The 24,659-nt window shown below is 71.0% G+C and carries 23 protein-coding genes and 1 riboswitch; of the genes, 11 read left to right on the top strand and 12 right to left on the bottom strand.

Annotated elements, in window-relative coordinates:
* Positions 1–18 precede the first annotated feature (18 nt).
* Positions 19–2,331 carry a 5-methyltetrahydropteroyltriglutamate--homocysteine S-methyltransferase gene (metE, locus tag ACIOHP_RS34980; RefSeq protein ID WP_401893712.1) on the bottom strand — a complete coding sequence of 771 codons (2,313 nt, stop codon included), beginning with the start codon at positions 2,329–2,331 and terminating at the stop codon, positions 19–21.
* A gap of 155 nt (positions 2,332–2,486) precedes the next feature.
* A riboswitch (cobalamin riboswitch) is annotated at positions 2,487–2,709 on the bottom strand.
* A gap of 56 nt (positions 2,710–2,765) precedes the next feature.
* Positions 2,766–3,491 (bottom strand): carbonic anhydrase, encoded by a 726-nt coding sequence (locus tag ACIOHP_RS34975; RefSeq protein ID WP_401893710.1) that lies wholly within the window; start codon positions 3,489–3,491, stop codon positions 2,766–2,768.
* 444 nt (positions 3,492–3,935) lie between these two features.
* Between ACIOHP_RS34975 and ACIOHP_RS34970 the strand changes: the two genes are divergently transcribed.
* The 3 genes from ACIOHP_RS34970 (at position 3,936) to ACIOHP_RS34960 (ending at position 6,701) form a co-directional block, all read left to right on the top strand.
* Positions 3,936–4,355: a DUF485 domain-containing protein gene (locus ACIOHP_RS34970; protein WP_401893708.1), complete on the top strand. Its 420-nt coding sequence runs from the start codon at positions 3,936–3,938 to the stop codon at positions 4,353–4,355.
* Positions 4,352–5,950, top strand: coding sequence for a cation acetate symporter (locus ACIOHP_RS34965; protein WP_401893706.1), 1,599 nt, complete (start codon positions 4,352–4,354; stop codon positions 5,948–5,950). The genes ACIOHP_RS34970 and ACIOHP_RS34965 overlap by 4 nt, the downstream gene beginning before the upstream one ends.
* 91 nt (positions 5,951–6,041) lie before the next feature.
* Complete coding sequence (locus tag ACIOHP_RS34960) at positions 6,042–6,701, top strand: YceI family protein (RefSeq protein WP_401893704.1); 660 nt, start codon at positions 6,042–6,044, stop codon at positions 6,699–6,701.
* An 81-nt stretch (positions 6,702–6,782) separates the two neighbouring features.
* Here the strand turns inward: ACIOHP_RS34960 and ACIOHP_RS34955 are convergent, their stop codons facing one another.
* Complete coding sequence (locus ACIOHP_RS34955) at positions 6,783–9,083, bottom strand: FdhF/YdeP family oxidoreductase (RefSeq protein WP_401893702.1); 2,301 nt, start codon at positions 9,081–9,083, stop codon at positions 6,783–6,785.
* A gap of 156 nt (positions 9,084–9,239) precedes the next feature.
* Between ACIOHP_RS34955 and ACIOHP_RS34950 the strand changes: the two genes are divergently transcribed.
* Positions 9,240–10,154, top strand: coding sequence for a LysR family transcriptional regulator (locus tag ACIOHP_RS34950; RefSeq protein ID WP_401893700.1), 915 nt, complete (start codon positions 9,240–9,242; stop codon positions 10,152–10,154).
* A gap of 240 nt (positions 10,155–10,394) precedes the next feature.
* On the opposite strand, the gene ACIOHP_RS34945 is transcribed toward ACIOHP_RS34950, so the two are convergent.
* Positions 10,395–10,940: a hypothetical protein gene (locus ACIOHP_RS34945; protein WP_401893698.1), complete on the bottom strand. Its 546-nt coding sequence runs from the start codon at positions 10,938–10,940 to the stop codon at positions 10,395–10,397.
* Between the two features lie 321 nt (positions 10,941–11,261).
* On the opposite strand from ACIOHP_RS34945, the gene ACIOHP_RS34940 reads away from it, so the two are divergent.
* From ACIOHP_RS34940 to ACIOHP_RS34930, 3 genes are all read left to right on the top strand, one after another.
* On the top strand, positions 11,262–13,469 hold the full coding sequence (locus ACIOHP_RS34940) for an MMPL family transporter (protein WP_401893697.1): 2,208 nt from the start codon (positions 11,262–11,264) through the stop codon (positions 13,467–13,469).
* Positions 13,470–13,563: 94 nt separating this feature from the next.
* Complete coding sequence (locus ACIOHP_RS34935) at positions 13,564–14,802, top strand: sensor histidine kinase (RefSeq protein WP_401893696.1); 1,239 nt, start codon at positions 13,564–13,566, stop codon at positions 14,800–14,802.
* On the top strand, positions 14,799–15,476 hold the full coding sequence (locus tag ACIOHP_RS34930) for a response regulator transcription factor (RefSeq protein ID WP_361555358.1): 678 nt from the start codon (positions 14,799–14,801) through the stop codon (positions 15,474–15,476). Before ACIOHP_RS34935 ends, ACIOHP_RS34930 begins: the two co-directional genes overlap by 4 nt.
* A gap of 7 nt (positions 15,477–15,483) precedes the next feature.
* Here the strand turns inward: ACIOHP_RS34930 and ACIOHP_RS34925 are convergent, their stop codons facing one another.
* Positions 15,484–15,738 carry an EF-hand domain-containing protein gene (locus ACIOHP_RS34925; protein WP_401893694.1) on the bottom strand — a complete coding sequence of 85 codons (255 nt, stop codon included), beginning with the start codon at positions 15,736–15,738 and terminating at the stop codon, positions 15,484–15,486.
* A 29-nt stretch (positions 15,739–15,767) separates the two neighbouring features.
* The gene (locus tag ACIOHP_RS34920; protein WP_401893692.1) at positions 15,768–16,703 is read right to left on the bottom strand and encodes an NAD(P)-dependent oxidoreductase; all 936 of its coding nucleotides are present in this window, start codon (positions 16,701–16,703) and stop codon (positions 15,768–15,770) included.
* Between the two features lie 137 nt (positions 16,704–16,840).
* Here ACIOHP_RS34920 and ACIOHP_RS34915 point away from each other — a divergent pair, with 137 nt between their 5' ends.
* Both ACIOHP_RS34915 and ACIOHP_RS34910 read left to right on the top strand, forming a co-directional pair.
* Positions 16,841–17,431 (top strand): TetR/AcrR family transcriptional regulator, encoded by a 591-nt coding sequence (locus tag ACIOHP_RS34915; RefSeq protein WP_401893690.1) that lies wholly within the window; start codon positions 16,841–16,843, stop codon positions 17,429–17,431.
* Between the two features lie 85 nt (positions 17,432–17,516).
* On the top strand, positions 17,517–18,410 hold the full coding sequence (locus ACIOHP_RS34910; protein ID WP_401893689.1) for a methyltransferase domain-containing protein: 894 nt from the start codon (positions 17,517–17,519) through the stop codon (positions 18,408–18,410).
* Here ACIOHP_RS34910 and ACIOHP_RS34905 read toward each other — a convergent pair.
* Both ACIOHP_RS34905 and ACIOHP_RS34900 read right to left on the bottom strand, forming a co-directional pair.
* Positions 18,343–18,987 (bottom strand): class I SAM-dependent methyltransferase, encoded by a 645-nt coding sequence (locus ACIOHP_RS34905; protein WP_401893687.1) that lies wholly within the window; start codon positions 18,985–18,987, stop codon positions 18,343–18,345. The two genes, ACIOHP_RS34910 and ACIOHP_RS34905, sit on opposite strands and share 68 nt — an antisense overlap.
* 21 nt (positions 18,988–19,008) lie before the next feature.
* Positions 19,009–19,338, bottom strand: coding sequence for a hypothetical protein (locus ACIOHP_RS34900; RefSeq protein WP_401893685.1), 330 nt, complete (start codon positions 19,336–19,338; stop codon positions 19,009–19,011).
* A gap of 64 nt (positions 19,339–19,402) precedes the next feature.
* Here ACIOHP_RS34900 and ACIOHP_RS34895 point away from each other — a divergent pair, with 64 nt between their 5' ends.
* A complete protein-coding gene (locus ACIOHP_RS34895; RefSeq protein ID WP_401893684.1) occupies positions 19,403–20,506 on the top strand; it encodes an ABC transporter permease in 1,104 nt (367 codons plus the stop codon).
* A 16-nt stretch (positions 20,507–20,522) separates the two neighbouring features.
* On the opposite strand, the gene ACIOHP_RS34890 is transcribed toward ACIOHP_RS34895, so the two are convergent.
* A complete protein-coding gene (locus ACIOHP_RS34890) occupies positions 20,523–21,260 on the bottom strand; it encodes a hypothetical protein (RefSeq protein WP_401893682.1) in 738 nt (245 codons plus the stop codon).
* Between the two features lie 234 nt (positions 21,261–21,494).
* Between ACIOHP_RS34890 and ACIOHP_RS34885 the strand changes: the two genes are divergently transcribed.
* Complete coding sequence (locus ACIOHP_RS34885) at positions 21,495–21,758, top strand: GlsB/YeaQ/YmgE family stress response membrane protein (protein WP_361492750.1); 264 nt, start codon at positions 21,495–21,497, stop codon at positions 21,756–21,758.
* Between the two features lie 93 nt (positions 21,759–21,851).
* On the opposite strand, the gene ACIOHP_RS34880 is transcribed toward ACIOHP_RS34885, so the two are convergent.
* Genes ACIOHP_RS34880 through ACIOHP_RS34870 form a run of 3 tightly spaced genes read right to left on the bottom strand, consistent with a single transcriptional unit; the run spans position 21,852 to position 24,619 of the window.
* Positions 21,852–22,901, bottom strand: coding sequence for a zinc-binding dehydrogenase (locus tag ACIOHP_RS34880; RefSeq protein ID WP_401893680.1), 1,050 nt, complete (start codon positions 22,899–22,901; stop codon positions 21,852–21,854).
* A gap of 10 nt (positions 22,902–22,911) precedes the next feature.
* Positions 22,912–23,772 (bottom strand): fumarylacetoacetate hydrolase family protein, encoded by an 861-nt coding sequence (locus ACIOHP_RS34875; protein ID WP_401893679.1) that lies wholly within the window; start codon positions 23,770–23,772, stop codon positions 22,912–22,914.
* Between the two features lie 28 nt (positions 23,773–23,800).
* Positions 23,801–24,619, bottom strand: coding sequence for an IclR family transcriptional regulator (locus ACIOHP_RS34870; RefSeq protein ID WP_401893677.1), 819 nt, complete (start codon positions 24,617–24,619; stop codon positions 23,801–23,803).
* Positions 24,620–24,659 lie beyond the last annotated feature (40 nt).

The following is a 24,659-nucleotide window of genomic DNA, read 5'->3' as shown; positions in this document are numbered from 1 at the left end:
CACCCGCCATCGACCCACTCAGGACACGTCGCCCCGGACCTCACGTGCCGCCGCCACCAGGTTCTCTAGCGACGCACGCACCTCGGGCCAGTCACGGGTCTTCAGACCGCAGTCGGGGTTCGCCCACAGCCGTTCGGCCGGCAGGGCCTCAAGTCCCTTGCGGAGCAGGGCCGCGGCCTCCGCCGCACTCGGCACCCGCGGCGAATGGATGTCGTACACCCCCGGCCCCGCCTCGCGCGGATAGCCGTGCGCGGCCAGCTCACCGGCCACCTGCATGTGCGAGCGGGCCGCCTCCAGACTGATGACATCGGCGTCGAGGTCGTCGATCGCCCCGACGATGTCACCGAACTCCGCGTAGCACATATGGGTGTGGATCTGCGTCTCGGACCGTACGCCCGCCGTGGTGAGCCGGAACGCCTCGGTGGCCCACGTCAGGTAGGCCGGCCGGTCGGCGGCCCGCAGCGGCAGGGTCTCGCGCAACGCCGGCTCGTCGACCTGGATGACCGAAGTGCCGGACGACTCCAGGTCGTTCACCTCGTCGCGCAGGGCGAGGGCGACCTGGCGGGCGGTCTCCCCGAGGGGCTGGTCGTCGCGGACGAACGACCAGGCGAGCATGGTGACCGGACCGGTGAGCATGCCCTTGACCGGGCGGTCGGTGAGGGACTGGGCGTACGCCGTCCAGCGGACCGTCATCGGTTCGGGGCGCGAGATGTCGCCGGCGAGGATCGGCGGCCGGACGTATCGGGTGCCGTAGGACTGGACCCAGCCGTGCCGGGTGGCGAGGTAGCCGGTGAGCTGTTCGGCGAAGTACTGGACCATGTCGTTGCGTTCGGGCTCGCCGTGCACGAGGACGTCGATGCCGGTCTTCTCCTGGAAGGAGATCACCTCGCGGATCTCTGCCTCGATGCGCTTGTCGTATGCCGCCGTGTCGATGCGTCCGGCCTTCAAGTCCGCCCGTGCCGTGCGTAGTTCGCCGGTCTGGGGGAAGGAGCCGATGGTCGTCGTGGGCAGCGGCGGGAGCTTCAGACGGGCGCGCTGGGCCAGAACACGCTCGGCGTACGGCTGTGAGCGGCGGGTGTCGGCATCGGTGACGGCGGCCGTCCGGGCGCGCACGGCGTCGTCGTGGGTGAGGGGGGAGGCCGCGCGGGAGGCCAGGTCCGCGCGATTCGCGGCGAGTTCGGCGGCGATGGCGTCGGTGCCGCGGGCCAGTCCGCGTGCCAGGGTGACGATCTCGGACGTCTTCTGCCGGGCGAAGGCAAGCCAGCGGGCGATCTGAGGGGCGATATCGCGTTCGGCCGTGACGTCGAGCGGGACGTGGAGCAGGGAGCAGGAAGCGGCCACGTCGACCCGGTCGGCGAGGCCCAGCAGGGTGCCCAGCGTGGACAGTGACTTCTCCAGATCGTTGATCCAGATGTTGCGCCCGTCGACCACCCCGGCCACCAGCCGCTTGCCCGGCAGCCCGCCCACGGCGGCGAGGTCGTCGAGGTTCGCGGCGGCCGGGCCGGTGAAGTCCAGGGCGAGGCCGTCGACGGGTGCCTTGGCCAGAACGGGCAGGGCCTGTCCGAGGCGGTCGAAGTACGAGGCCACGAGCAGCTTCGGCCGGTCGGCCGGAGCGCCGAGTTCACGGTAGGCGCGGGCGGCGGCGTTCAGTTCCGCCGGGGTCCGGTCCTGGACGAGCGCGGGCTCGTCCAGCTGCACCCACTCGGCGCCGGCGGCCCGCAGATCCGACAGGACGTCGGCGTACACGGGCAGCAGCCGGTCCAGCAGGGTCAGCGGGTCGAAGTCGGCGGCGACCCCGGGGGCGGGCTTGGCCAGCAGCAGATAGGTGACCGGGCCGACCAGGACCGGCCGGGCCGCCAGGCCGAGTGCGCGGGCTTCCCGTACCTCGGCCACCTGCTTCGAGGGATCCGCGGCGAAGACGGTGTCCGGCCCCAACTCGGGAACGAGGTAGTGGTAGTTGGTGTCGAACCACTTCGTCATCTCCAGTGGCGCGGTGTCCCGGCCGCCGCGCGCCATGGCGAAGTAGCCGTCCAGTGGGTCCGCCGCGACGGCGTCGCGGTGGCGGGCGGGGATCGCGCCGACCATGACGGTGGTGTCCAGGACGTGGTCGTAGTACGAGAAGGCGCCCGTCGGCACCTCGTGGAGGCCGGCGTCGGCCAGCTCTCGCCAGTTCGAACGGCGCAGGTCGGTGGCGGTCCGGTGGAGCGCGTCGGCGGTGACGCGGCCCTTCCAGTAGCCCTCGACCGCCTTCTTCAGTTCCCGGTTCGGGCCCTGGCGCGGGTAGCCGTACACGGTGGCGTGCGCTGCCGCGGCTGCGGACTCGGTGGTCACGGAACTCTCCTTCGCGAGCTGTTCTCGTAGCACGACCCCGGCGACGGGGGAGAACGCGAAGGGAACGGCACTCCGGGCGGCCGCACGAGAACCCGTGCCCGCTCTGAGTGTTCGCCGACCCGCCCTCGAGGTCACCGGGATCTCCGTGTACGAATCGGTCGTACACGGGCAGTGGCAGGTCTTCGGACTCGCGGGCACACCTCGTGACATACGAGGCACCTAATGGCCGTCGCTTCCCAGACCCGCTTGCCGGGTCCAGTGCGTGTGACGGCGGTCGTTCCCGCTCACCGCTGCGGGGCAGTCCCGGATTCCCACCGGGTTCCCTCTTACGACGCGCCTGCCTGGCGGACAGGGCGAACCAGCTGCGTGCTCAGCCTATACACGAAGACGGGGTCGCCGCCGGTGACTTGACCGGTGGCGACCCCGTCCCCGGTTCAGGAGATGCGGTGCACGAGCTGGGTGGTCAGCTCGTAACGGGCCCCTACGACGGCCAGTTCACCGGCGGCCACCTTCGCGGCGAGGTCGGGCTCCGCGGCGATGCGGGAGCGGATGGCCCGGACGTTGGCGTCGATGGTCGCGTCGACGCGGGCGGCGCCGTCCTTGGTGCGGTCTATGTTCGGTCGTATCTGGTCGGCCAGGTACTGGATGTGGGCGGGCAGTTGCGCGCCGGTGACGTCGCTCTCGACGGCGGCCTTCACGGCGCCGCAGGACTGATGACCCAGGACCAGCACCAGCGGGATGTCGAGTTCGAGCACTCCGTACGCGACACTGCCGAGCACGGCCTCGTCCAGCACCTCACCGCCGCTGCGCACCGTCATCAGATCGCCGAGGCCCTGGTCGAAGACGAGCTCCGGGGGCACCCGGGAGTCGATGCACCCGAGGACGAGGGCGAAGGGGTGCTGTCCCGTGGCCAGGGCCTGCCGGACGGCGGGTGATTCGTCGGGGTGCCGCTCGCGGTAGGTGCGCCAGCGCAGATTGCCCGCCGCCAGTTCCCGCAGCGCCTCGTCGGGAGTGCCGGGTCGAGGACGCGTGCCGGCGGGGGTAGCCGAGGCGGGGGTAGCGCCGAGCGTGAGGCCGGCGCCGAGAGCCGCGGCACCGGTGAGCCCGGCGCGCAGCAGTGCGCGGCGCCCGGCTCTGTGGGGAGTGTCTTGAGAGTTCACGGCGACGAACGTATGTCCGAGTCCGGCGCCGGTCCGTCGCGTTGCCAAACCATGGTGAAGCGCGGGGAAAGCGTGACGTGATCTTGGGCGGATCTTGGTCTTACCCGGTGCCGTCCTTGGTGCGGCGGCTGCGGCAACTGCCTTGCTGTGTACTGCATTTGAGACAATCTGGCTCGAGAGAAGGTGCAGACCTGATCCCTGGAGAGCCCTTTCCGCAGGCTGTGCGGGAGTCGTCGCGGAGGCCGGAGCGTGTGAATGAGTCAGGGCGGGAACCGGCCTTGTTCGGCCCGTTGATAGTTCAACGTGGCCGCTGCGAGAATCCCCGTCCCGACCCCGTTGTGACAATTCGCGTCACGCGAATTTCTGATGCACGAATCCCCCACGAAGTCCGCACAGAGCGTGGCTCTGGCCTGCCTCCGCGCAAAGCAGCGAAGAAGGTGCATTGTGTCACGGCACTCCCTGCCGTTCGGCGCCCCGCCGCCGAACTCCGAAACTCCCCGTGAATCCACGGAGCGGTCGACGGTGGCGCGCGATCCCGCCTATCGGACACTCCGCCACGCCCACCGCCGGTTCGGAGCGCGGGCCACGGCCGTCGCCGTCGGCGGATTCCTGGTGTACGTCCTGCTGTCCGGCTTCGCTCCCGCTCTGATGAACCGCACCCTCGGCGGCCACCTCACCCTGGGGCTGGCCCTGGGGCTCGGGCAGTTCGTGCTGATGGGCGTCATCGTGCGGCGCTACCTCGTGCACCACCGCACCCACATCACACCCGTCGTCCGAGGCCTGCGCGGGCTCGCCCGCCACCAGGAGGCCGCGGCGCGGGCGCGAGTGAGCGCCGCTCCCCGTGAGGGGGACCACCGCCGATGATGACGACCGGCGCCGCGGTCGTGGACCGCTTCAGCCTGCAACTGACGCTCGTGCTCTTCCTGTCCGTGGTCGTCGTCACCCTCTTCACCGCGTTGCTGACCGCACCGCAGGGCGACGAGATCAGCGAGTTCTACCTCGGCAACCGCATGATGTCGCCGCTGCGCAACGGACTGGCCATGTGCGGCGACTACCTGTCGGCCGCGACCCTGCTGGGCAGTACCGGCCTGGTCGCCCTGACCGGCTACGACGGACTGCTGTATCTGTGCGGCACCGCCGTCGCCTGGATGATGGTCCTGCTGCTCATCGCCGAACCCCTGCGCAACGCCGGCAGGTTCACCCTGGGCGACACCCTGGCGTACCGTCTGCCCCGCATGCAGCGACCGGTACGCCTCGCCCTGGCCGTCTGCACCCTCGCCGTCGCCACCCTCTACCTGGTAGCCCAACTCGTCGGCAGCGTCGCGCTGTTGACCCAGTTCACCGGCGAGCCCAGTGCCACCACCCGCGCCCTGTGCGTGGTCGTCATCGGCACCATCGTCATCGTGTACGCCGCCATCGGCGGCATGCCCGGCGCCACGTTCATCCAGGTCGTCAAGGCCGTGATGCTGATCTGCGGGGTCACCGTGACCGCCGTGATGGTGCTGCACCGCTTCGACTGGAACTTCGACGCCCTGCTGGCCGCCGCCGCGGACAACAGCGGTCGAGGCCAGCGGTTCCTCGAACCCGGACTGCGCTACGGCGGCAGCACCACCAGCAAACTGGACTTCTTCAGCCTCCAGTTGGCCATCGTGCTCGGCCTCGCCGCGCTTCCGCACGTGATGATGCGGCTCCTCGCCCCGAAGCAGGTCGGCGTGCTGCGCTCCTCGGTGGTGTGGGCCATGGGCCTGGTCAGTCTCGTCTGTCTGGCCGCGGGCATCCTCGGCCTGGGCGCCACCGCCATCGTGGGCCGCGACACCATCGCGCAGACCGACCGCAAGGGCGACGCCGCCGTCCTGCTGCTGGCCCAGGACCTCGGCGGGGGCATCCTGACCGCCCTGCTGTCCTGTCTGGCGTTCGTCACCCTCCTCGCCGTCGCCGCCGGCCTCACCCTGGCCGCGGCCTCCTCCCTCGCCCACGACCTCTACGGCGAGGTGATCCGCAAGGGTCGGGCGAAGGAGACCGAGGAACTGGCCGTGGCCCGTCTCGCGGCGGCCGTCATCGGTGTCCTGGGCATGCTGCTCGCGCTGATCTCCTGGGGCGCGAACACGGCGACACTGGCATTCCTCGCCTTCGCGATCGCCGCCTCCGCTCTCCTGCCGACACTCGTCTACACCCTGTTCTGGCGGCGGTTCACGGCTCAGGGCGCCCTGCTCAGCCTCTGCGGCGGCCTGTTGAGCTCCATCCTGCTCGTCGTCTTCTCGCCGGTGGTTTCCTCCACTCCCTCCTCGCTCTACCCGTCCGCCGATTTCGCCCTGTTTCCCCTGCAGAATCCCGGCATTGTCTCCATTCCGGCCGGATTCCTTCTCGGTTGGCTGGGCTCGGTGTTGAGCAGTCCGCAATCGCCCGAAAGCTACGAGGACTTCGAGGTCCGCACCCTCGTCGGAGCGGACCAGGAGTGAACTGGACCACGACATGGGGAATTTGTGGAGTTTTTGTTCATCGATGATCAGGGCTTGCGGCGACAACTCCCGTGCAGTAACTAGGTGAATCATGAAATTGTTCAGCCGTGACACTTCGTTCCGCCGCACGGAGCGCGCCGTCACGCCCCAGCCCCCCACCATGGCGACGGCTGCCGGCACCGCGCTCCTCCCGGACCCGGCGCTGGCGCCTCTGACCGGCGAATGGGTCATCGATCCCGCCCACAGCAGGATCGGCTTCTCCGTACGGCACGCGATGGTGACCACGGTCCGCGGATCCTTCGCGGAGTACCAGAGCCGCCTGTACTTCGACGGCCGCGATCCGTCCCGCTCGCAGGCGGAGATCCTGCTGTCGACCGGCAGCGTCGACACCGGCGTGGAACAGCGCGACGCCCACCTCGTGGGCCGTGACTTCCTCGACGCCCGGAACTACCCGCGCATGCGCTTCGCGAGCACCGCCGTGGAGATGGTCGGTAACGATGTCTACCGCATGACCGGCGACCTCACCATCAAGGCCCGCACCCGCCCCGTGGTCCTGGAGCTCACCTACATAGGCCATGTCACCGACCCGTTCGGCTACCAGCGGGCCGGTTTCGACGGCACCACCACCATCAACCGCACCGAATGGGGCCTGAACTACGACTCCAGACTGGCCGAGGGCGGCGCCATGGTGAGCGAGAAGGTCCGCCTCCAGTTCGACATCGCGGCCATCCGCACCGCACCGGTCGGCTGACCCCGTCCCGGCACGGTGAGCCGAGCGAGCACGGCGGACCTCCGCGGCCGGTCACCGTCGTAGAGGCAACACGACCCGAGGCTACGACGCCGAAGCCCGCCGTCGTTCCAGGCGGACGATCACGCTCTTCGACGTGGGCGTGTTGCTGATGTCCGCGACGCTGTCGAGCGGCACCAGCACATTGGTCTCCGGGTAGTACGCGGCGGCCGAACCCGGGGGAGTGGGGTAGGCGACGACACGGAAGGCGTCCGCGCGGCGCTCCGAGCCGTCGGACCAGACGCCGACCAGATCGACGAGGCTGCCGTCCGGGATGTCGAGGTCGGCGAGGTCTGCGGAGTTCACGAGGACGACGCGGCGGCCGCCCTTGATGCCCCGGTAGCGGTCGTCCATCGCGTAGGGCACGGTGTTCCACTGGTCGTGCGAGCGCAGGGTCTGCAGGATCAGATGGCCCTGCGGGGCCCGGAGCATCGTGAAGTCGTTGACGCTGAAGACGGCCTTCCCGCTGGGTGTCCGGAACACCTTGTCGTTGACCGGGTTGGGCAGCCGGAAACCGCCGGGGCGCCGTACCCGCTCGTCGAAGTCCTCGAAGCCTTCGACGACTCGGGAGATGCGGTCGCGGACGAGACCGTAGTCGGCCTCGAAGTCCTCCCAGGGGATCTCCGGTGCGGAGCCCAGGACCTTGCGGGCGAGGCGGCTGATGATGGAGACCTCGCTCAGCAGCCGCGCGGACGCGGGGGCGAGCCGGCCGCGGGTGGCGTGGACCTCGCTCATGGAGTCCTCGACCGTCATGAACTGCTCCCCGCCCGCCTGGACGTCCCGGTCGCTGCGGCCGAGCGTGGGCAGGATGAGCGCCGTGCGCCCGCACACCGTGTGGGAGCGGTTGAGCTTCGTCGAGATGTGCGCGGTCAGACGGCAGTTGCGCATGGCGCGCTCGGTGACGTCGCTGTCGGGCGTGGCCCGCACGAAGTTGCCCGCGACACCGAGGAAGACCTTGGCCCGTCCGTCGAGCATGGCCCGGATGGAGTCGACGGAGTCCAGACCGTGCGCCGTCGGCGCGGTGAAGCGGAACTCGTCGCCCAGCCGGTCCAGGAACGACTGGGGCATGCGCTCCCAGATGCCCATCGTGCGGTCGCCCTGCACGTTGCTGTGCCCGCGGACCGGGCACACCCCCGCGCCGGCACGCCCGATGTTGCCGCGCAGCAGAAGGAAGTTGACGACCTCCCTGATGGTGGGCACACCGTGCTTGTGCTGCGTCAGGCCCATGGCCCAGCAGACGATGACCCCACGGCTCTCCAGGACCCGTGCGTGCACCTGCTCGATCTCGTCCTGGCTCAGCCCCGTGGCCTCCAGGACCTCGTCCCACGACGTCGTGGCGCGCAGATGCTCGGCGAAGGCCTCGTAGCCGGTGGTGTGCGCGTCGATGAACTCCCGGTCCAGGACGGTGCCCGGCTCCTTGTCCTCGGCCTCGATGAGCATCAGGTTGAGCGCCTGGAAGAGGGCCAGGTCGCCACCGGGACGGATCTGCAGGAACTGGTCGGCGAGGGCGGTGCCCCGGCCGATGACGCCGCGCGCCTTCTGGGGGTTCTTGAAGCGCATGAGCCCGGCCTCGGGCAGTGGATTGACGGCGACGACACTGCCACCGCGGCGCTTGGTCTCCTCCAGCGCGGACAGCATCCGCGGATGGTTGGTGCCGGGGTTCTGTCCCACGACGAAGACGAGGTCTGCGTTGTACAGGTCGTCGAGTGTGACGCTGCCCTTGCCGATGCCCAGGGTCTCGTTCAGCGCCGAGCCGCTGGACTCGTGGCACATGTTGGAGCAGTCCGGCAGGTTGTTGGTGCCGAAGGCCCGGGCGAACAGCTGGAGCAGGAACGCCGGCTCGTTGGCCAGCCGCCCCGACGTGTAGAACAGCGCCTCGTCCGGGTGGTCCAGGGCGCGCAGCTCGCGGGCGAGCAGCTCCAGTGCCTCGTCCCAGCCGATGGGCTCGTAGTGGTCCGCGCCCTCGCGCAGCACCATCGGCTCGGTCAGCCGCCCCTGCTGGTTGAGCCAGTAGTCCGACTTACGGCTCAGCTCGGCTACGGAGTACCGCTGGAAGAACTCGGCGGTCACCCGCCGGGACGTGGCCTCGTCACTGATGTGCTTGGCGCCGTTCTCGCAGTACTCGTTGAGGTGCCGCTGCCCCGGCGCGGGCTCCGGCCAGGCACAGCCCGGGCAGTCGATGCCCTTCGCCTGGTTGAGGTTGAGCAGGGTGAGCGCGGTGCGTTTCGGCGAGGTCTGGCCCAGCGCGTACTGAAGGGCGTGCACGACGCCCGGAGTGCCCGCGGCCCACGTCTTGGGAGCCGTCACCGACAGCTCGCTCTCATCCGGTTCGCCGATGTCCCGCATCGAGCACCACGCCCTCTCCCAGCTGTTCTCCCCTCACTCTTCGTCAGCGCATCCGTCCAGGTCAAAGCGGTAGTTGTTATCGCGTGATAGGCCGCACCGATGACACCCGCACAGCCGTCGGCCCCGGATCCCGCGCACGCGGTGGATCATTGAGGGGTGCTGCTCCGTCAACTCGAGTACCTCGTCGCCCTCGCCCGGGTCCGCCACTTCGCCAAGGCGGCGCAGGCCTGCTATGTCTCCCAGCCGGCCCTGTCCGAGGGCATCCGGAAGCTGGAGGAGGAGCTCGGCATCCCCCTGGTCCAGCGGGGGCGCCGGTTCGACGGGCTCACCCCGGAGGGCGAGCGGGTCGTCCTGTGGGCCCAGCGGATCCTCGCCGACCGGGACGCCATGGAGAACGAGATCCAGGCACTGCGGGCCGGGCTCAGCGGCCGCCTGCGGATCGGGACCGTGCCCACGGCCTCCACGGCGGTGGGGCTGCTGACCCAGCCGTTCTGCGCCGCCAACCCGCTGGCGACCGTCCAGGTCTTCGCCGACCTGCGGGCCGAGGACATCGTGAACCGGCTTCGCGCATTCGAACTCGACGCCGCCGTGACCTACCAGAGCTCGGTCGCGGACCACGACTTCAAGTTCGTCCCGCTGTACCGGGAACGCCACGTCCTGTTGACCCAGCGGAGCGCCCCGGACACCGGCCCCGTGGACATCTCCTGGGAGGAGGCGGCTCAGTACCCCCTGTGCCTGCTCGACCCGATGATGCAGGGCCGCCAGATCCTCGACGCGGTGTTCGCGACCGTCGGGGTCTCCGTCACCCCGCGCGTGGAGACCGACTCGATCGCCTCCCTGTTCGCCCAGGTCAGGGCCGGACAGTGGGCGAGCATCGTCCCGTATGCCTGGCTCCATGTCTTCGGCGTCCCCGCGGGCATGCGCGCCGTCCCGCTGGTCCGGCCCGTCCGCTCCGAACAGATCGGCCTGGTGCTCCCGGCCCGCGAGCCCGTCTCCGTGATCGGACAGGCGCTGATGGAGGTGGTGGAGCGGTCCGGGATCTCGGCGGCGCTGGAGCGGCTGCCCGAGTAGAGGTCGGGGTGATCCGGTCCGCTTCGGTCGGTCGGCGGAGGGCCGCCCGGCGCTGGACGCGACGGTGTCCGCCCCTGTCCGCCGGATTGCTTCGGCCATGATCGGCCCCCTTGCGCCGAGGCGGGTGGCCGACAGTGAAGACCACCGCTCGGGAGCGGTGCTTCCCCGGGGCGGACATCTCCCTTTGCCTGTTCGGGACGGGCGAGGCGAAGACGCGCGACCGACGGGGCCGCAGATGCCTCACATGTGGTCGAAGTACCGGTCGTGCCAGTCCGACGTGCCCAGCTCCTCGTCGTCGTCCTCGGCCTCGGCCAGGCCGGCGGCCACGAGCACCGCCGCCAGTTCCAGGTCTCCTGCCGCCGCCAGGACCGACGGCCCCTCATACGGTTCACGAAGCAGCCCGGTCGGGATGAAGGTGCACCCCATGGCCGTACATACGCCGTCGAGCCACGTCACGAACTCCTCGGGCGGGCATGCCTCTCTACCGGGAGAGCCCTCATCAACCCTCATGAACGCGGTGACGAAGTAGGTGCCGAAGTTGCTCATCGCGACACCCATGGGCCGGTCGACGCCTGTCGCGCCCGCCGGGACATCGATGACACCGTAGAAGCTGCTGTCCTGACCCAGGCCGCTTGAGCAGGACGGCCCGAAGCGTTCCTCGAGGGCGCTCAGCAGCCGGGCGAAACAGTGCCGTGAAGTGGCCCGGTCGAAGTCCGCGGGGCGTTCCAGGTGACCGGGGTCGTCGTGTTCCCGCAGGCGTGCCCGGAGCTGGTCCATCGGGAGCATGGCGTGTTCTTCCGTGAGTTCTCGTGCGGGCACGGGTCGTGGTGGGCCTACGGCCCGGGTCCACCACCCTAGGGCGAGGCCCGGGTACCGGGGGCTCCTCGCTGTGGGTGCGCCGTCGCGCTGACCACGGTCGCGGTCCGGCATCCCCGGCCCCGCGTCCTCCGCACGCAGCAGTCGGCGCTCGTCCTTGAGGAGGAGACGAGCGCCCCGTCTCGTGCAGGGCCACCAACGGGGAGTGCCAGCACCGGCACGATGTGTCGGTGCCCCCTGTCAGGCCAGGCTGGTGATCTACCCGAACCCAGACCTGGAGATCCGTTTCTCGTGGCTACCTTCCTGTATCGGATGGGCCGGGCCGCCTTCCGGCGGCGCCTGCTCGTGGCGCTGTTGTGGGCCGTGGTCCTCGGCGCCGTCGGCCTGGGCGCCGCCAAGGCGCCCGCCGCCTCCGACGACGGCACCTCCTTCATGCCGGGCATCGAGGCGCAGAAGGCCTTCGACCTGATCGGGGAGCGTTTCCCCGGCGGGGACGCCAATGGGGCCGACGCGCGGATCGTGTTCACCGCCCCCGACGGGGAGAAGGTGACGGCGGCCGGCCACCGCGCCGCCATCGAGTCGCTCGTCGCCGAGGCCGCCGACGAGCCCCGGGTCGCCGGCGCCACCAGCCCGTTCACGGTGGGCGCGGTGAGCAAGGACGGCTCCACCGCCTACGCCACGGTGGAGTACAAGGTGAAGGCCGCCGACCTCACCGACGCCGACAAGGCCACGCTGGAGAAGGCCATCGACGAGGCCCGCCACTCCGGCCTCACGGTCGAGGCCGGAGGCACCGCACTCGCCACCCAGCCCGCGGCGGGCGGCGCCTCCGAGGCCATCGGCATCGCCCTCGCCGCGGTCGTCCTGCTGATCACCTTCGGCTCCCTCGCGGCGGCCGGCCTTCCGCTGCTCACCGCCATCATCGGCGTGGGCGTCAGCATGGCCGCCATCATGGCCCTGGGCAGCGTCTTCGGCCTCTCCATGACCACCGGGACGCTCGCCACGATGCTCGGCCTGGCGGTCGGCATCGACTACGCCCTCTTCGTGGTCTCCCGCTACCGGGAGGAGCGCGCCAACGGACACGACGCGCGTGAGGCGACCGGCCTCGCCGTCGGCACGGCCGGCTCCGCCGTGGTGTTCGCCGGTCTCACGGTCGTCATCGCCCTGGCCGGACTGACCGTCATCGGCGTGCCCATGCTGGCCAAGATGGGGCTGTGCGCCGCGGGCGCGGTGGTCGTCGCCGTGCTGATCGCGCTCACCCTGGTCCCCGCGCTGCTGGGCATGTGGCCCGACGCCGTACTGCCCCGCCGTACCCGCAAGAACGGCGCCCCGGCTCCGTCGACGGAGGGCAACGGCGGATCCCGGTGGGCACGGTTCGTGCTGCGCCGCCCCGTGGCCGTGCTGGTGACCTGCGTCGCCGGTCTGGGTGTGCTGGCGCTGCCCGCCGCACAGCTGGAACTGGGCATGCCGGGGGACGAGTCCAAGCCCGTCTCCTCGACGGAACGGCGTGCCTACGACGCGCTCGCGGACGGTTTCGGCGCCGGCTTCAACGGGCCGCTGACGATCGTGGTGGACGTCAAGGGGGCCGCCGAACCCAAGGCCGCCGTGAGCGACATCGCCGAGAAGATCGGCGCGACCAGCGGAGTCGTGTCCGTCACTCCCGCGCAGTTCAACCAGGCGGGAGACGCCGCCCTCCTCTCCGCGGTGCCGGCCACCGGTCCGAACGACGAGAAGACCAAGGACCTCGTCCAGTCGATCCGCTCCGAGCGCCCGGACCTGGAGCGGGAGACGGGGGCGACGTTCGAGGTGACCGGCAACACCGCGATGAACATCGACGTCGCCCAGGCCCTTCAGGACGCGCTCGTGCCCTATCTGGCCGTCATCATCGTGCTGGCGCTGATCCTGCTGCTGGTCGTCTTCCGCTCCGTGCTCGTGCCCGTCAAGGCCGCACTCGGGTTCCTGCTGTCGGTGCTGGCCGCGCTCGGCGCCGTCGTGGCGGTCTTCCAGTGGGGCTGGGGCGCGGAACTGCTCGGGGTGGAGCAGTCAGGTCCGATCATGAGCCTGATGCCGATCTTCCTGGTGGGCATCGTGTTCGGCCTGGCGATGGACTACGAGGTCTTCCTCGTCTCACGGATGCGGGAGGCGTACGTCCACGGGGACCGGCCCGCCCAGGCGATCGTGACGGGCTTCCGGCACAGTGCCCGGGTGGTCGCCGCCGCGGCGGTCATCATGATCGCGGTGTTCTCCGGCTTCATCGGCGCCCAGGAGTCGATGATCAAGACCATGGGCTTCGGGCTCGCCGTCGCGGTGCTGTTCGACGCGTTCGTCGTCCGCATGGCGATCGTGCCCGCGGTCCTCGCCCTGCTCGGCGACAAGGCGTGGTGGCTGCCGGCCCGGCTCGACCGGCTGCTGCCCCGTGTCGACGTGGAGGGCGCCGGACTCGGCACGCCGAAGACGCACGAGGTCGGCGAGGCGGTGCCGCAGGAACCGGCCCGGATCTGAATCTCCTGCGACGGACCGCGGCGCCCTTCTGCGAGACGGCATCGCGGTCCGTGGTGTGTGAGCATGACTGTCCTCGAACCTTTCTCGGAGCGCGATGAGCAACAGCTGGCAGCGGCGGGCGGCGACCCGTCCCCAAGCGGTCGAGGCCACCACACTGGTCCTGCTGTTCGCGCTCACCGTCGCCGCTGTCCTCGTCACCCGGGCGGTGATGCCCGGGACACCCCACCTGTGGTCCGGCATCGCGCTCGCCGCGGTGGGCTGCGCCGCACTGCCCTGGCGCCGCGAGCGCCCCCTGGTGGTACTCGCCGCGACGACGCTGTGCACCATCGCCCTGGGGGCCGTGGGATACCTCCTGACGGCCGGAGTGATGGTCCCGCTCCTGGTCGCGCAGTACTCCACCAGCGTGCGGACGCCGCGTCGTACCAGTTGGAACAGCGCGCTCGCGGCTGCCGCGGGTCTGGTCCTGACCGGTCTGTTCGTTCCGTCGTTTCGCGACTCACCGATCCTCGGGACCGTCAACCCGGTGGCCATGGTGCTGCTGTCGGCGGCCCTCGGCGCCTATGTCCGGGTGCGCCGGCAGTACGCGGTGGCCCGCGCCGAGCACGCCGTCCGCGAGCGTGAGGAGGAGGCACGGCACCGCGTGATCCAGGAACGCATGCGCATCGCACGGGAGTTGCACGACGTGGTCGCCCACCACCTGACCCTGGCCGACGCCCAGGCCGGCACCGCGGCGCACCTCGCGCGCACGCACCCGGAGCAGGCCCTCGACATCCTCGCGAGACTGCCGGAGACCACCGCGGCCGCGCTGCGCGAACTCAAGGCCGCGGTAGGGCTGTTGCGCCAGGACAACGACACCTCCGACCTGACTCCCGCACCGGGACTGGACCGGCTGCCCGACCTGGTCGACGCCTGCTCGATGGTCGGCCTGGAGGTGACGGTCACCGTCGAGGGACAGCGGCGACCACTGCCACCCGTACTCGACCTGACGGCCTACCGGATCGTCCAGGAAGCGCTCACCAACGTCACCAAGCACGCCGCCACCCGCACCGCTCAGGTCCGACTCGCCTACACACCCCACTACTTGACCCTGACCGTCACCAACGACACCACCCCGGACCGCCCCGTGGCCCCCGGCACCACCGGGGGCGGCTTCGGCCTGCTCGGTATGCGCGAGCGCGCCGCGGCCGCGGGCGGCACCTTCCACGCCGGCCGGCGTCCGCACGGCGGCTTCGAGGTCGCCTGCACCCTGCCGCTCCACCACCACGGTGCCCCGCCACCGGACCCGCACGACGCCCCGCCGCCGCACAGCCACGACGAGAGCCCCGCCACATGACCATCCGAGTCCTGCTCGCCGACGACCAGGCCCTGCTCCGGGCCACCTTCCGCATCCTCATCGACTCGGTCGAGGACCTGACCGTGGTCGCGGAGGCCGCCGACGGTCAGGAAGCCGTCGACCTCACCGCCGAGCACCGGCCCGACGTGGTCGTCATGGACATCCGTATGCCCAACCTCGACGGGGTGGCGGCCACCGCCGCCATCTGCTCCCGGCCCGAGCTGTCGGGCACCCACATCCTCGTCCTCACCACGTTCGAGAACGACGAGAACGTGGCCAAGGCCCTGCGCGCCGGCGCGAGCGGCTTCCTGGGCAAGGGGGTACGCCCCGAGGACCTGCTGTCGAGCATCCGTACCGTGGCGGCCGGTGACGCCCTTCTGTCGCCCGCCGCCACCCGGGCCCTCGTCACCCGCTTCCTGGCCACCCCCGACACCGACGGCTTCCTCGCCCTCCCCGACGCCGTCAAAGCCCTGACCGACCGCGAACGCGAGGTCACGGCCCTGGCCGCCTACGGCAGATCCAATGCCGAGATCGCCGAACGGCTCGTGCTGAGCCCGCTGACCGTACGCAGCCACATCCAGCGGGCCATGACCAAACTGGATGCCCGCGACCGCGCGCAACTCGTCGTCATCGCCTATCAGAGCGGCCTGGTGAAGCCGCACACGGCTTCGTAGGACGAGGTCAGCGCCAGCCGAAACGACGGTCCACCACGGCCGCGAACTCCTCCAGCGTCAGCACGGCGTCGCCGTTCTGGTCTGCGGCGTGGAACAGCGCGGAGGAGGCGTCGGCGTCTCCCAAGGCCCAGAGCGGCAGGGCTCCCGACGCGGCGAGCGTCGGCCCCTTCGACCGCAGGGCGATGATGATCTCCTGCCGGGTCAGGGTCCCGTTCTGGTCGAGGTCGAGGGCTTCGAACAGGATCCGGGCCTTGTCACTCATGGATCGTCCTCATTCGCTCCGGCGGAGAGTCAGGGCCCGCCCTCCACTCCCTCATCACAACGCTTCTGCCCGGCCTTCCGGTTCCATGGGACACCCTGGGCGGTGCGCGTCTCGAGCGCGTGCAGCACGGCCACCATGTCCTTCCCGCCATGGCCCTGGTCGACCGTCTCGCCGAAGAGGGTGTGGCAGACGTCGAGGAGCGGGGAGGCGATGTCGGCCTTGCGGGCCGACTCCGCGATCAGCAGGTTGTTCTTCAGCACGTCCGCGGCGGCCGCCTGGGCGGCGAAGTCGCGGGCCAGCAGCTTGGGTGCCTTCATGCGGGAGACGGCGCTGGCCATCGGGCCCGCGTCCAGGACGTCCCGGAGCAGACGCTGGTCGAGTCCGTGCCGGTCGGCGAAGTGGAACGCCTCGGTCAGCCCGGTGACCAGGGTGATCAGGAACAGGTTCACCGAGAACTTCATCAGCAGCGCGCCCGGTACGGCACCGCACTCGAACATCTCCCGGCAGACGGGCGCCAGCAGGGGACGTACGGCCGCCACGGCGTCGTCGTCACCGGCCAGCATCCCGACCAGCTCGCCCTGCTCGGCCGGGGCACGGGAACCGGAGACCGGCGCCTCGACATAGCGGCCGCCCGCGGCCCGGACGTCGTCCTCCAGGCCGCTCGAGTAGTCGGCCGAGGTGGTGCCCATGTGGACCACGGTGTGTCCGGCGACGCGCGTGGCGAAGTCCGGGGTGCCGCGCCCCAGGACCGCGTCCATGGCGGCCTCGTCGGCCAGCATGAGGATCACGGTCTCCGCCCGGTCGAAGAGCTCGGCCGCGCTCGCCGCGACCTCCGCTCCCGCGGCGCGCAGGGGTGCGCAACGCCCGGGCGTGCGGTTCCAGACGACGAGCGGAGTCCCGGCGCGGACGAGGTTGAGCGCCATGGGCTGCCCCATGAGCCCGAGGCCGACGAATCCGACGTGCATGAGGCGCCGCCTTTCCCGGCCCCCACCGAAGCAGGGCCGCCCTGAATCCAGCTATGACAGCGGTCATAGTAGCCGTCGTTATGACAGCGGTCATAGAGTGGGCGTCGAAGCGCACGACGAAGGGGAGACCGACGACGATGTCCGAACGAGGACCGCGCGAGCGGATGGTCTTCAGCGCGGCCCAGCTCATCCGGCGCGACGGGGTCGCCGCCACCGGTATGCGCGAGGTCGCCGCCCACGCCGGCGCGCCGCGCGGCTCGCTCCAGCACTACTTCCCGGGCGGCAAGGAACAGCTGGTCAACGAGGCGGTGGGGTGGGCCGGCCGGTACGCGGGCAGACGCGTCGCCCGTTTCCTCGTCGCCCTGGACGAGCCCACGCCCGGCGCACTGTTCGCCGAGATGGTGCGGCAGTGGACCGACGAGTACGCGGCCGACGGCTTCGCGGGCGGCTGTCCCGTCGCCGCCGCCACGATCGACTGCGCGGAGTCCACCGAGTCCACGCGGCAGGCCGCGTCCGCCGCGTTCGCCACCTGGACCGGACCGGTGGCCCAGGCGCTCTCCGACATGGGCGTGCCCGGGCAACGGGCCGGGGATCTCGCCACGCTCATGATCAGCAGCCTGGAAGGGGCCCTCCTCATCGCCCGGGCCGAACGGGACGTCCGCGCCCTGACGACCGTGGCCCGGGAACTCGGCCCCCTCCTCGACGCGGCGGTGACGACGGGCGACTGACGAGCGGTCACGGTTGGGGCCCGCGAGGACCATGCGTTCCCAGGAGTCGCTCCGAGGGCACTGCCCGGGGCATTAGCGTGCTCGCATGGACGATCCCGGTGTTGCTCATGGCTTCACGTCGGTGGACTCGCAGCCCCGGCCCGGCGACTGGGTGCGAGTCCTGGACCGGGTGGCCGCGGAGCCGTTCTACGCCGCCTACAAGCAGCGCTTGCAGGAGTTGCTGCGCCCCGCTGCGGGCGGCGTGTTCCTGGAGGTCGGAGCGGGTACGGGGGATGCCGCGCAGGCGCTGTGTTCGCGTTGGGGGGCCGAAGTCGTCGCGGTCGACAGCTCCTTGACGATGGTCGCGCAGGCCCGGGCGCGAGGGCTCGCGCACGCCTGCGTCGCGGACGGCCACCGGCTGCCGTTCGGCGCGGGGCGGTTCGACGGGGCCTGGGCCGACCGGGTCGTGCAGCATGTCGCCGATCCCGGCCGGGTGCTGGACGAGCTCCTGCGGGTGGTCCGCCCCGGTGGCCGGGTCGCGCTGGCGGACCCCGACTACGACACCCAGGTCCTCGACATCGACGACCAGGACCTCGCCCGCCGAGTGCTGCGCTTCCGCGCCGACGTGCTGCTGCGCAACGGCACCCTGGCCCACCGGCACGGCGGCCTTCTCGCGGCGCGTGGCCTCGACGACATCACGGTGGAGGCCCGCACGCTGGTCGTCCGTGATCCGTCGGCGGTCGACCACGTCATGGGCCTGCGCACCTGGGCGCACACGGCCGCGGTCCGAGGCCACCTCGATCCGGCGGACGCGGACCGCTTCGTGGTCCAGTTCGACGAGGCCGCGCGCACGGGTTGCTTCACCTACGCCGTCACGTTCTTCCTGACGGCCGGAACGCTCCCCGATGCCCCGAACAGGCCGACCTCGGCCGTCAGGACTTACGGGCGAGCATCTGGATCCCCTTCGACGTATGCCCGTTCATCGTCCGCACGGGAATGACCCGGGTGTCGACGGTTTCGAACCCGGCGAGAAGAGCGCAGAGCCGTTCGCGCGAGTGATGGCGGCACACGGCACCATCGCCGGCCTCGAACACGCCGTAGCTTCCGTACCGCGTGGCATGGCGGCTGTAGCGGTCGCGGTAGCGCTCGTCCTCCTGCAGCAGAAGGTCACTGATGAAGAGGAGCCCGCCGGGTGCGAGGACGCGGTGCAGCTCGGCGACCAACCGGTCCTGGGCGTCGTCGACGGGGACGCAGGTCAGCACGGCGAAGAGCAGGACCGCGTCGAAGGCGGCGTCCGGACACGGCATGAGCGGTGGTGTGTCCAGGAGCGCGAAGCGCATGCCGGGGTGCAGGTCGCGGGCCCGGTCGAGCATTCCCGGCGAGGTGTCGACGCCGGTGAGGTTGTCGAAGCCGTGCCGTTCGAGCTCTGCCATCGCGCGGCCGTACCCGCATCCGTAGTCGAGGATCGCGGCCTGTCCGCCGAGGACGTCCAGCCAGGGCAGATGGAGCGGGTGCGTGAACGTCTTCGTGGCGGCGGCCGCGTCCCAGTAGGGGACTTGACTGTCGAGCTCGGACATCGTGAGTGCCTCCCGGGAGACCTAGTCGCCGTCGAGATGGATCTCCAGATCCGGCTCCGACGCGCAACGGTGGGCGAGGGCGATCAGGTCGTTCAGCAGCCCGACGGCCCCTGGATCCTCACCCTGTGCCCGTGTCGCTTCGAGCTCGGAGATGAACTGCGGCATGTCCCGCACGGTCAGGATCCGGGTCCTGTAGGGGTCCACGCGACTCAGCATGGGAAGTCCGCTCCGGGCACACAGGTCGGCGAAGGTCTCGCCGGATCTCCCCACGGTGGCCATGCGGCGAAGGCTGCGCCCCTTGGAGCTGGTGCCGACCTGAGTGACGTGTACGAGGCTGACGTGGACTCCCACGTGCGCGCTCCCTTCTCCTTGCTGCCGGGCGCCATGATGCCTGGTCGGGGAGAAGGAAGCACGCGTGAGGGAGCTGGGGCTGCCGTTCGCCCGGCCGGGGCGCAGCGCGCTCACCCTCGCCGCCGTCGTCCTCGGCGTGACCACCGTGACGTTCGCGACCGGCCTGGCCACCACGATGGACCGGTTCGGGACCGCGGGCCGGGACGCCTACCAGGTCACGGTCTACGTCGGCGCCTTCAAGGACGGCAAGGAGATCCGGCCCCGCCACGACGATCCCGAGCTGCACTCGCTCCTGCGCGCACTGCCCGACGCCCGCGAGGTCACGGCCCGGGCTGATGTCGAGGTCCGCGTGGCGGGCTCCGGGGAGACCGTGTGGCTCGAAGCCCGTCGGGGGGACCGGCCGCGACTGGACAGCGTGCTCACCGCGGGCCGGTGGACGCGGCACGCGGGCGAGATCGTCGCCGGCTCGGCCTTCCTGCGCGAGAACGCCCTGCGCGTCGGCGACCGGCTGCGACTGGAGAAGGGCGGCCGGGGCGAAAGGGTGCTCGTCGTCGGGGAGTTCATGGAGAGCAACGCCCGGCTGGTCGTCGCCGACCGTGCGACCTTCACGGCCCCGGCACCCAAGGAGAAACCGATCGCGTACCACGTCACACTCCGCGAGGGCGCCGACCCGGCCGCCTACGCCCGGGCTGCCCGAGCCGCGGACGCCGGGCTCAGCCCGACCGTGCAGGGCTCCGACACCGTCACCCAGACGATCATCGGCTCCGCGACGGCACTCACCCTGATGCTCGCCGTGGTCGCGTCCCTCGGCGTCTTCAACACCGTCGTCCTCAACACCCAGGACCGCCGCCGTGACCTGGGCATGCTCAAGTCCATCGGCATGACGCCACGCCAGGTCACGGTGATGACGGTGACGTCGATGGCGGTCCTCGGTGCCCTCGGCTCCCTCCTCGGCATCCCGCTCGGCATCGTGGTCCACCACCTGGTGGTACCGCGGATGGCGGACGCGGTCGACATCACCCTGCCCTCGTACATGACGGACGTCTGGCACGCCCCGGCCCTGACCGGACTCGCCCTCGCGGGCCTCGCGATCGCGGTCCTGGGCGCGTTCGTCCCGGCCCGCCGTGCGGCACGGCTGACGATCGCGGAAGTGCTGCACAACGAGTGAGCCGGCGACCGGCCGGTCACCTCGGGCGCATCAGGCCGAGGTCCGTTCCCCAGGCGTCCAGCACCGCCCCGTGCCCGGCCTGCCGGGCCGCCGCCTCGACGCGGGCGAAGAGGCGGCGTTGCAGGACCGCGTCGCCGGTCCGCGCGACGCGGTCCACGGCGTCGAGGAGCGGGCCGGTGTCCCAGCCGGGCAGCGGACGGCGGGCGAGTTCCCACTCCAGGTACTTGTTGTAGGGACGGGGGCGGCGGTCGAGGGCGAAGAGCAGTTCCAGCAGGAACCGCACGCTGTCGGAGGCGTCGAGCCGGGCGGCGAGCCCATGGCCGTCGCGCGCGTTCTTGAGGGACCGGTAGAGGGAGTTGGCGTAGGCGTCGAGCCAACCGCCGGCGTCCCGGTACGCCTCGTCGGCGTCCAGGAGTGCCTTGGCGGCCAGGATCCCGGAGATGCCGCCGTCCAGCCGGTCGAGCACGACCTGCGCGCGGGCGAGGGCGTAGCGCTCGAAGCCGGGCATGCCGGCCGTGCGGAACTCGGTGAGCGGGATGACGACGAGATCGAGCCCGGCGGTGCGGTAGCCCTGGAACCGGGTGAGATCCGTGGTCGCGCCGTCGGCGAGAACGACGTACAGGTCGTGGTCGGAGTGCTCGGTGACCATGCCCTCGTGGGCGCGGGAGCCCTTGAGGACGAGGCCGACGACGGCGGGGTCGGTGAGGGCGAGCTTCACGAAGGAGTCGTAGGTGAGGGGGTGCGGAGCGGGCATGGGTGATCTCCAGAAGGCCGGCGGCATGGCTGTGAAGGCGGCCCCGCAGCGGGGGCGCCCCGTACCGTCCGCGGCGGCGCTCGGCCGCCGCCCGGGAGATCAACGCACAGCGGGACGGTATGCCTCGACCGGCCCCGCCCGCAGCCGATTTCGCAGCCATGAAACGGATCTGCGTGGCATCGAGTCGAACGGGCACTCGTATGTCACCAACGAGTGAGGGGTGGCATACCGCTCATGGAGATATCAGGTGTCATCAGCGCGATCGTGATCGGCATAGTGATCGGTGTGCTCGGCCGGCTCGTCATTCCTGGCCGTCAGCGCATCGGTGTGCTGTGGACGATCGCGATCGGCATCGTCGCCGCGTTCATCGGAAGCGGCATCGCCTCGGGCCTGGACGTCGCCGACACCGACGGCGTCGACTGGGTCGAATGGCTTATCCAGATCGCGCTCGCGGCCCTCGGTGTCGCAGCGCTCAGCAAGGTGAAACTGCGCCGTTGACGAAAGGCGTCGGAAGGGCTCCGTCGACCGTCCGCCGCGCACGGTGAGGGGCCGCACCCGCGGTGGGTGCGGCCCCTCACGACGACGGGATGTTCAGGCCTTGCGCGTCACTGGTGACGCGGCGACGTGAGGCAGCCGCGGGTCGACGTGGATCTTCGGACCCGGCCCGGCGCCCGCCGGACGCTCACCGGCGAGCACCGGTCCGACCTCGTCGAGCCCCACGGTGGCGGCGACCAGCGGCCTGGGGTCCACCGACCCCTCGGCGTAGGCCTTGATCGTCGCGTCGAGCCCCGGGGAGGCGGACAGGACGCCCACCGCCGTCACGTCCTTGAGGAGGAGCGTGCGATGGTCGAGACGGGCGGGTTCGCCGGCCAGCCCGATGTACACGACACGGCCCGCCGGCTCGACCAACTCCAGGGCGCGGTTGGGGAGATGCGGGGCGGTCGAGGCGTCCACGACCGAGTCGAACGGCAGGTCCGGCACGTCCCCTTCCGTCCATACGTGCGCGAAGCCCAGGTCGCGGGCGAAGGCGAGGGAGCTGTCGGTGACCCCCATCAGGTGCACCTCGGCACCGGCGGCCCGCAGGAACATCGCGACCAGCAGCCCGATCGTCCCCGGGCCCAGCACCAGGGCCCGGTCACCGGGACGCGACGCGGCGGCCCGTGCGGCGCGCAGGGCATTCCCGCCCGGCTCCACGAGTGCTCCGAGCACGGCGTCGACGGAGTCCGGCAGGTCGTGCAACGAGGAGGCGGGAACGGCGAGTTGTTCCGCCAGCGCCCCCGCCCTGGCCCCGCGGATACCCACCTCCTGGCGCTTCTCGCAGACATGCCCGCGGCCCAGCAGACAGCGACGGCAGGTGCCGCAGCCGAGCATCGTGTCGCCCATGACCCGTCGTCCGAGCCGGCCGGGGTCGACGCCGTCGCCGAGCGCCGTGACCCGGCCGGACCACTCGTGGCCGAGGCGCATCGGGTAGGCGGCGTGTCCCTGATGGAGATAGGCCATCTCGCCGGTGAAGAACTCCACGTCGGTGCCGCACACGCCGACCCGCTCGACGTCGACGACGACCTCACCGGGTCCGGCCACCGGCGCCGGGAGGTCCTGGACCTCGTAGGTACCGGGGCCGGTCAGTACGAAAGCGCGCATCGAGAGCCGTTCACCGGGGCCCGAGCACTTGCTGGCGCTGCGTGCCGAGCTGCTTGATGCCCAGCTCCATCACGTCACCCGGCTGGAGATACACGGGCGGGGTGAGGCCCATGCCGACGCCGGGCGGGGTGCCGGTGTTGATGAGGTCGCCGGGTTCCAGGACGAGGAACTGGCTGAGGTAGTGCACGATGAAGTACGGGTCGAAGATCATCGTCTTGGTGCTGCCGGTCTGCCGCCGCACCCCGTTGACGTCGAGCCACATGTCCAGCGCGAGGACGTCGTCGATCTCGTCGGCCGTGGCCAGCCACGGTCCCGCCGGGTTGAAGGTCTCCGCGGACTTGCCCTTGGCCCACTGCCCGCCGCGCTCCAGCTGGAAGCCGCGCTCGCTGACGTCGTTGACGACCACATACCCGGCGATGGCGTCGCGGGCTTCCGCCACCGAGTCCAGGTAGCTGGTGCGCCGGCCGATCACGATGCCGAGCTCCACCTCCCAGTCGGTCTTGGCGGAACCGCGCGGGATGCGCACGTCGTCGTGGGGCCCGATCAGGGTGTTGGGCGACTTGGTGAACAGGATCGGCTCGTCGGGCACGGCCATGCCGCTCTCGGCGGCGTGGTCACGGTAGTTGAGCCCGATGCACAGGATCTGGTGCGGACGTGCGAAGGGGGCGCCGACGCGCTCCCCGGCGAAGCGGGACACCTGCCCCGCCGCCGTCCGCTCGGCCACGACGGGACGGACGCGGTCCAGGCCGCCCGAACCGAAGAACGCCTCGTCGAAGTCGGTGACGACGTCGGAGAGATCGACGTAGGTCTCGTCGTCGACGCGGGCGACGGGCTTCTCGGCGCCGGGGGCACCGATGCGCATGAGGTACACGGGGCTGTCTCCAGCGGTGACGGGGGCTTCAGCCGTTCGGCTCGTTCAGCAGGGCACGGATCTCGTCGAGGGCGTCGACGAGGGAGGCGAGCGGTGTCCGGTAGGCGAGCGCGCTGATGCTCACGGCTCCGGAGGGGGTCGTCGGGGAGGTGAGATAGACCGGCAGGGCAAGGCAGTTGACCCCGGTCTCGTTCTCCTGGTCGTCGACGCCGTACCCGCGCTCCCGCGTGGCCGCGAGCTCCCGGTGCAGATCGGCCGCCGCGCACAGACTCCGTGGCGTACGGCGATCCGGGCCGCCCGAGTCCCCCACCCACGCCTCGACCTCCTCCAGGGAGGTCAACTCCCTTGCGAGCAGCAGCTTTCCGACGGCGGTGGTGTGGGCGGGGTTGCGCCCGCCGATCGTCGACGTGAGCCGTACGGCACCGGTGGGCGGGTCGACCTTGGCGCGGTAGACGACCTCATGGCCGTCGAGCACCGCGTAGTGCGCCGTCTCACCGAACCGGCCCGCCAGCGCGTCGAGCACGGGACGGACCCGGACATGATCGGGCCGTGCCTCGTGGTGGGCGAACGCCATCCGCAGGAACTCGTCCCCCAGCACATAACGGCCGCGCGCGTCCTGGTCGGCCAGCCCCGCCCGCCGCAGCGCCCCCAGCGCCCGGTGCACGGTCGGCTTGGGGCTTCCCATCACCCGGGTCAGCTCCTCCAGCCCCACGCCGCGGGGATGGCGGGCGAGCTCCTTGAGGACCGCGAGCACCCGGTCCGAACCCACAAGGCGGCCGCCGTCGACGTCGGTCGCGCCGTCCGTGCCGAGGTCTGTCGATCCGTGGTACGTCTGCGTAGGCTTCATCGCGTTCCGAACAGTAGACCGCCGTACCGACTATTGGAAG

Source organism: Streptomyces sp. NPDC087859 (genome assembly GCF_044742595.1).
GTDB lineage: Bacteria > Actinomycetota > Actinomycetes > Streptomycetales > Streptomycetaceae > Streptomyces > Streptomyces canus_F.
Note: the sequence above shows the minus strand (reverse complement) of the source record. Positions and strands in the feature narration are given on the sequence as shown.